A 237-nucleotide genomic window follows, 5' to 3' on the forward strand; every position below is an offset into this window, starting at 1 on the left:
GATGCGCTCGACAACGTGACAACGCTAGCGTTGCCGCACGACCAGAGCTTGCAGATCCTGCGGTATGGTTCAGGCCACGTTCACCAGATCCGTTGTGGCGATCAGGTGGTGAGTGACTTCGAGCGTGACGATTTGCATCGTGAAGTGATGCGCACACAGGGGCGGTTGACTCAGCGTTCCGCATACGATCCGCTTGGTCGGAAAGTCTGGCAGTCGGCAGGATTCCAACCCGAAGCG

Annotated in this window: 1 protein-coding gene; it reads left to right on the top strand. The window is 58.6% G+C overall.

Going from position 1 to position 237, the window contains the following annotated elements; genetic code table 11:
- The coding region (locus SB689_RS24175; RefSeq protein ID WP_410694555.1) for a hypothetical protein at nucleotides 1-237 on the top strand (237 nt) is incomplete at both ends.

It is taken from the genome of Chryseobacterium sp. SIMBA_038, from assembly GCF_046535115.1.
Taxonomy (GTDB): Bacteria; Bacteroidota; Bacteroidia; order Flavobacteriales; family Weeksellaceae; genus Chryseobacterium.